Raw genomic sequence first — 6,662 nt, 5'->3', positions numbered from 1 at the left:
CAGATCCGCCGTCCGCGCGGTGTTCTCCTGGTCGATCCAACACCTGTCACCCCGGGGCGCCGAAGCCTTCGCGGTCCTCGGCGTGCACCCGGCCCCCACGTTCGACGCGCACGGCCTCGCCGCGCTGCTCGACGCCGACCTCGCCGAGGCGCGCCGGCTGCTCGACGCGCTGGCCCGCGCGCACCTGGCCGGCGGTCCGGCCGACCGGCCGCATCCGGTCGAGGTGGACGTCCCGGCGGCACTGGGCCGGCTGCACGACTACTACCTCGCCGCCGCGGCGCTCGCCATGGAGCGCCTCTATCCCGGCGAGGCCGACCGGCGGCCACCCGTGTCCCGCGCGGCCACCCCGACCCCCGACCTGGCCGACGCGGCCGCCGCCCGCACCTGGCTGGACGCGGAGCTGGCCAACCTGGAGTCGGTCGCCGCGCACAGCGCCGCGCACGGCTGGCCGGCACACACCGTGCGGCTGTCGGCGATCCTGTTCCGCTACCTCGACGGCGCGCACGACAGTGCCGCGCTCAACATCCACGGGCAGGCCCGGGCGGCCGCCAGGAGCATCGGGGACCGGGCCGGCGAGGCGTACGCGCTCAACGCGCTCGGCGCCGTGCACACCCAGGCCAGCCGGCACGACCTGGCCGCCGCCCAGCTCTGGGAGGCCTACACCCTGTTCGTCGACGAGGGCGACCAGGTCGGCCAGGGCCGGGCGCTGGGCAACCTCGGTTCGGTCGAGGAGCGGGCCGGCAAGTACGGGTCGGCGGCCGAGCACTACGAGCAGGCGCTCGCCCGCTACCGCGCCACCGGCGACTGGACCGGCGAGGCGCACGCACTGACCCGGCTCGGCACGGTGGAAGCGCGGTTAGGCCGCGACGACGCGGCGCTCGACCACCTGCGCCGGGCGCTGTCCCTGCACCAGCGGGCCGGCCACCGCTTCGGCGAGGCATGGGCGCTGACCAGCCTCGGCGAACTCGAGGCAGGCGCCGGCCGCCTCGGCCGCGCCGCCGATCTGCACTCCCAGGCCCTGGCCCTGTTCCGCGCACTCGGCCACCGCACCAGCGAGGCGTGGGCCCTCGACGGCCTCGGCACCACGGAAACCCTGCGCGGCCACCACGAGTCCGCCACCCGGCTGCACTCCCAGGCCCTGGCCCTGTTCCGCGAGAACGGCGACCGCGACGGCGAAGCCTGGGCCCGCAACGGCCTCGGCGAGTCCGCCCGCGCCGCCGGCGCACTGGAGCAGTCCCGCTCCCACCACGCCGACGCCCTGGTCCTCGCCGGCCAAACCGGCGCGGGCGACCAACAGGCCCGCGCCCACCTGGGCCTGGCCCGCGCCCACCTCACCACCAACCCCACCGCCGCCCGCCACCACTACGAGCAGGCCGCCGCCATCTACACCGACCTGGGCATGACCGCCGCCAACACCATCCGCGCCGAACTCACCACCCTCGACAACCCCGCCCCCACCACCTAGACCCGGTTTGGCTTCGGGTTCGACAGGCACTGCGAAACGCGCCTAGTCGTCGTTCGGCCCCCGGTAACGGATCGGGACGTAGTCGTACTCGCCCGCCCCGTCCCACACGTAGACCTGATGCTTCACCGGTGTCGCACCGAAGTCGTAAGCCAGGTACCGGGTCCGGGCGGCGTCGGTCCACCGCACGAACAGCCGCACGTGCCGGCCCCAGGCCAGCAGCGCATCCCCGGCCCGCAGCTGATCCTTGGTGATCACCTGGGAGACGTCGGCCAGATCCCGGTCCAACCCGTCCCGCGGCGTCGCGTAGCTGAACGGCAACCCCCACACCATCGACACGAACCCCGAGCAGTCGGTCCGGTAGTACGGCCGCTGGCACCCGCCCAGCACCCCCGACCAGTCGGTGCCGGCATACCCCCCGTCCACCCTGAAGCACGCATCCTGGTCGTACACCGGCGACAGCCGGTACCACTGCTCAGCGCGGCTCAGCATCGGCCCCTCGGCCAACATGAACCGCTCGGTGTCGGCGGCCGACACCCCACTCACCAGCACCAACACCCCGACCGCCGCCAGCACCCGTCCCCAGCTCATGTCCACAAGCTACCGTCCCGCCGGTCCCCCCTGACGGGTTCCCGCCTCCAGAACGCGAGTCCCTGGCTGCGGCGGGATCTCGACCGGGCCCGCCGGGAAGCGGCGCCGGCGCCCGGGCGGGGGCGGTGGGGCGGGTGGGATGGCGATGTTGATGGTGCGGGAGAGGCGTTCGTAGGGGGTGGGTTCGTTGCCGAAGAAGACGGCGAGGGGGGACCAGACGAGGACCAGGAAGATCGACAACAGCAGGGCGAGCGGGAGCAGGAGGGTGGGGAGGCTCCAGTGCTCCACCGACAGGGTCAGCCAGGCCAGCCACAGCGGTGACAGGAGGATTCCGTTGCGTACCAACACCGACAGGAGGCCGGGGCGGCGGCCGTTGGTGCGTTGGAGACGGAGCAGCATGGCGCGTTTGCCGGGGGTGGAGCCGGTGAGCACCGGCACCACCAGGAACCAGAGCACGGCCAGCACCGGCACGGTGGGGGTGACCGGGGCGGTGGCGGCGCCGAACAGGATGGTCAGGCCCAGGACGAAGCCGGTGAGAACGGCGAAACCGACGGCGTCGGCGAGGAGGGCGAACAACCTCCGGCTGGGGGTGACCCTGGCGGCGTAGCGACGGCGTTCCCGCTCCGGTTCCACCGCCGGCAGCAGGCGGCCGACCGGGCCGGCCAGCAGCCAGCCGAGCACCGCGCCGGCCGTGTTGAGGATCAGGTCGTCGACGCTGAACAGGCGGTAGGCGCACGGGTAGATGAACCAGTTGCCGGTCAGCTGGGTCAGCTCGAACAGCAGCGACACGCCGAAGCCGATCGCCGCGGCGGCCAGGAACCGGGTGCGGGCGACGTAGCGGAGGAAGAAGCCCAGCGGCAGCAGCAGCACCACGTTGAGCGCGGTGCTCCACAGCGGGGGGTTGTGCAGGATGCCGGCGAGGCTCCAGTCGCCGCGCGCCCGGGTGGAGACCACGTCGATGAAGTAGAACGGCTGCAGTTGCGGGGTGCTGGCGTAGGTCCGGGTGGCGCAGTAGGCGCTGGGGTTGCTGGGCAGCGGGATCACCGTCTGCATGGCCGCCGCGAGCAGGTAGAACAGGAAGCCGTAGATCACCACCGTGGTCCAGCCACCCGCCCGGCCCCGGCGGCGGTAGCTGACCACGGCGACCGGCAGCATCACCAGCAGGACGACGATCGGGAACACCGCGAGCGCGGTGGTGACCGGGAGCAGATAGGTGGCGACCACGACGCTCTTATACCCCGTGTTTGCCCGCTTCAAGCCTCCACAGTGGATCTACCACCGAGATGGCGGAGGCGGCGGCACCACCACCGGGCGGTCCTCGCAGGTGATCGTGTTCGGCAGCTGCCAGCCGGCCAGCCACCCGCCGTCGTTGCCGCCCAGGTCGGTCAGCGAGAACTCGGAACCGGCCGGGGTGAAGTGGAACGAGCCGCAGTTGTTCACGCCGACCGCGCCCACGTTGCGGGCGTCCACGTTGCGCAGCGACGCCGAGCCGGCCGACCGGGCGCTGAGCACCGAGGTGCCGGCGCCGTCCACCCGGAGGTCGGCGAAGGTCACGTTGGTGATCGAGTACAGGTCCTTCACCGGCCAGTCGCTGACCAGCATGATCGCGTTGTACCCGTTGTCCAGGAAGTGGTCGCCGACGACCTGGATGTCGGCGTCGATGCTGTGCTCCAGCGCGTAGATCCAGATCGCGCCCAGCCCGATGTTCCAGTTCAGCTCGTAGGTTCCGGCGCGCACCGTGGTGTTGTCGGTGATCCGGATCCGCCCGGTGAACGGCACGGCGCCGAACCGGGTGCCGAGTTGGATGCCGCTGCCCTCCCGGACCGGGTCGGCGACCAGGTTCGCCGAGACCGTCGCGTCCCCGCCCCCGTAGAGCGCGATCCCGTTGGCCAGCACCGGACTCTGCACGGTGTTGTGGTCGAACACGTTGCCGGCGTTGGCGGTTGTCTCCGACCACATGGCCAGTCCGTCGTCGCCGGTGTTGCGGACGAAGTTGTTCGACACCACCGAGTTCGTCACGCCGGTGTGGAAGTTCAGCGCATCCGCGATCTGGTCGGTGATGATGTTGCCGGTGACCCGCAGGCCGGTCATCGGCCCGTCGAACCACAGGCCCACCTTGGTGTGGTGGAGGTAGAGGCCCTCGATCGTCGAATGCGACATGGCCCCGCCGATGCCGTTGACCTGGTCGGTGTCGATCCGCTCGCGCACGTCGCCCTCGATCGCGAACCCGGACAGGTGCACGCCCGTACTGCCGCCCGCCGCCGCGTCCCGGCCGTAGAAACCGACGCCGGTGTGCACCGACCCGTCCGGCGCCGGCGGGTCCAGCGCGACCTCGCGCCCGCGCACGATCGTGTGCCAGTTGCCGGCGCCCTCGATCGTCACGTCGTCGACGATGATGTGCCGGTTGACCTGGAAGACGCCCGGAGGCAGGTACACCGGCAGCCGGTGCCGGCGGGCGAAGGCGATCGCCCGGTCCAGCGCGTCGGCCGAGTCGCGCCGGCCGGTGGGGTCCGCGCCGAACAGCACCACGTTGGCCGCCCGCGTCGCCACGTGCGGCCGGCCGACGAGTTGCGTGTCGAGCAGGTCGATCACGGTCCACGCGGCCGGGCTTCCGGCCGGCGCGGTCAGCCGCAGCCGGTCCCCCGCCCGGAAGGTCCGGCCGAGCAGCAGGCGCTGCTCGTCGTAGAAGTGGCTGGGGCGGAACGGTTTCGTGATGACCGGGCGAGGCGTGGTCTGGTCGGGCACGCACGAGCATTCGGTGATCCACCAGTCCGGGTGCAGCAGGTCCGCGCCGGGGTCGTTGGTGAACGGGTACTGGTTGTAGAGCCAGGCGTACTGCGAGGTCAGCGTCATGGTCCGGCGGTGCCCGCCGTTGACCGTGACAGCCAGCGGCGCGGTGATCCCCCCGCCGCCCGGCGCGTCCGGGATGCTGTACCGCACGGTGATCGCGTTCGTCGGGGCCGGCAGCGCGAACTCGACGTACTGCCCGGCGGACAGCCGCACCGCGGTGCGGCCGGACGCCTCCGCCGGCAGGGTGTAGGCGGTCCGGTCCGGCCCGATCACGGTGCCGGTGGTCCTGGCGTTCTCCGCCTCCTGTTCGGCGAAGTCGACCTGGGCGCCCCGGCCCGTGACGAGCGCGGGATCGAGCCCGGCGCGCGTCACGGCCGGGGCCGGGTGGGCGTCGGCGGTGCCGGCTGGAGAGAGGCCGGCGATGGTCACCGTGGCCGCCGCGATTGCGGCCCAACGCGACAGCATGACGCGACCATAGGACCGCGATACCTGCCCACACAAGTCTTTACCGTGATCTGTTCTGTTTTTGCATGATCCTGCGCAAATCCTACACGTGCCCGACCCCGGACCCGGCCATCACGCTGCTCTTGACGGTGTTCGGGTCGTCCAGCGTGTAGCTGTAGTAGTCGCGGGCCTCCTGCACGGTGCCGGAGCAGTCCGGCTGCCCCGACTCCCCGACGAGCACGTTGTTGCGCGCCACGCACCGCCCTGTCGGACCGGCGTAGTGGTTGGTCACCGTCTCCTCGGTGTTCTCGAAGTAGTTGCCCTCCACCAGACATCCGGCATTGGCCTGGCAGGCCACGCCGACATCGGTGTTGTGCAGGTAGTAGTTGTTGAACACGTGCACCGGCTCGCCGAACCGGACCCGCGGGTTGCGCTGCGGGGTCTGGTCGAACCAGTTGTGGTGGTAGGTCACCTTGAGCCGGCCGATGTCCTGCGCGCCGGCCCCGTCGTCGTGCCCGAGCAACATGTTCTTGGTGTGGTTGTGCGTGTGGTTCCAGGAAACCGTGATGTAGCTCGAACCGCGTTTGATGTCGATCGCGCCGTCGAACCCGCCGCCGCCGATGTCGTTGTGGTCCAACCAGACGTGGTGGGAGAACATCTGCACGTTGATCGCGTCGTCCGGCCAGTTCCGGAACGACAGGTTGCGCACGATGACGTTGTGCACCGCGTTCGCCGGCGGCGCGGTGATCGCGTCGTCGTTGGGAATACCGATGTTCAGCCCGCCGCCGGTGAACCCGGCCGTCGAACCGACACCGATGATCGACTTGTCGGACCCGATGCTGTGCATCGGCCCCGGCAACGCGATCGTGCCGCGCACGCAGATGTTCAGCGGCCCGGACGCGGCGATCGCACCGAGGAACTCCGCCGCGGTTTCCACCTCGACCGTCGGCCCACCGGCCCCACCGGTGGTTCCGTTCTGCCCCAACGTGTTGACCGAGGCGAAGCCGACCGGCCGGCCGGACGTGTCGCAACTGCCCGGGGTCGGCGGGGTGGTGGTCGTGGTCGTCGGCGGGTTGCCGACGCCCGGCGTGTCGGTCACCACGACGTCGTCGAAGGACGCGGAGGCGAACAGCGTCGCCAGACCGATCCGGCCGCTGGAGAACGTGCCATCGGTCGCCGTGACCACCTGGGTGTTGCCCAGGAAACCGCGCAGCGTCGAGCCGAACGCCTCCAACCGCACGGTGTGCCACGAGCCGACGACCACGGCCGCAGGCGCGGAGGCGAGCGTGCTGAACCCACCCGCGACCCGCTTGCCCAACTCCACCGAACCGGAGCCGGTCAGCGCCAGGTAGTAGTAGTTGCTGGTGTTCTGGAC

Annotated in this window: 5 protein-coding genes; 1 reads left to right on the top strand and 4 read right to left on the bottom strand. The window is 71.3% G+C overall.

Features of this window, described 5'->3' with window-relative positions; all coding sequences use genetic code 11:
* Positions 1 to 1,465: tetratricopeptide repeat protein (locus VFO68_RS15715; protein WP_325159029.1), on the top strand; the 1,465-nt coding region annotated here is incomplete at its 5' end.
* A gap of 42 nt (positions 1,466 to 1,507) precedes the next feature.
* On the opposite strand, the gene VFO68_RS15710 is transcribed toward VFO68_RS15715, so the two are convergent.
* The 4 genes from VFO68_RS15710 to VFO68_RS15695 all read right to left on the bottom strand — a co-directional run.
* Positions 1,508 to 2,053, bottom strand: a complete 546-nt coding sequence (locus VFO68_RS15710) for a hypothetical protein (RefSeq protein WP_325159028.1) — start codon at positions 2,051 to 2,053, stop codon at positions 1,508 to 1,510.
* 9 nt (positions 2,054 to 2,062) lie between these two features.
* On the bottom strand, positions 2,063 to 3,277 hold the full coding sequence (locus VFO68_RS15705; RefSeq protein WP_325159027.1) for a VanZ family protein: 1,215 nt from the start codon (positions 3,275 to 3,277) through the stop codon (positions 2,063 to 2,065).
* Positions 3,278 to 3,325: 48 nt separating this feature from the next.
* Positions 3,326 to 5,308 (bottom strand): glycosyl hydrolase family 28-related protein, encoded by a 1,983-nt coding sequence (locus VFO68_RS15700; protein ID WP_325159026.1) that lies wholly within the window; start codon positions 5,306 to 5,308, stop codon positions 3,326 to 3,328.
* 82 nt (positions 5,309 to 5,390) lie between these two features.
* Positions 5,391 to 6,662, bottom strand: a 1,272-nt coding sequence (locus VFO68_RS15695; RefSeq protein ID WP_325159025.1) for a hypothetical protein, incomplete at its 5' end; no start/stop codon positions are given.

This window comes from Actinophytocola sp., assembly GCF_035712165.1.
Lineage (GTDB): Bacteria > Actinomycetota > Actinomycetes > Mycobacteriales > Pseudonocardiaceae > DASYTH01.
This window is presented reverse-complemented; position numbering and strand designations above follow the sequence as displayed.

Coding starts and splice junctions, on each gene's coding strand:
- VFO68_RS15710 (WP_325159028.1), bottom strand. CDS start 2,053: ATGAGCTGGGGACGGGTGCTGGCGGCGGTCGGGGTGTTGGTGCTGGTG.
- VFO68_RS15700 (WP_325159026.1), bottom strand. CDS start 5,308: ATGCTGTCGCGTTGGGCCGCAATCGCGGCGGCCACGGTGACCATCGCC.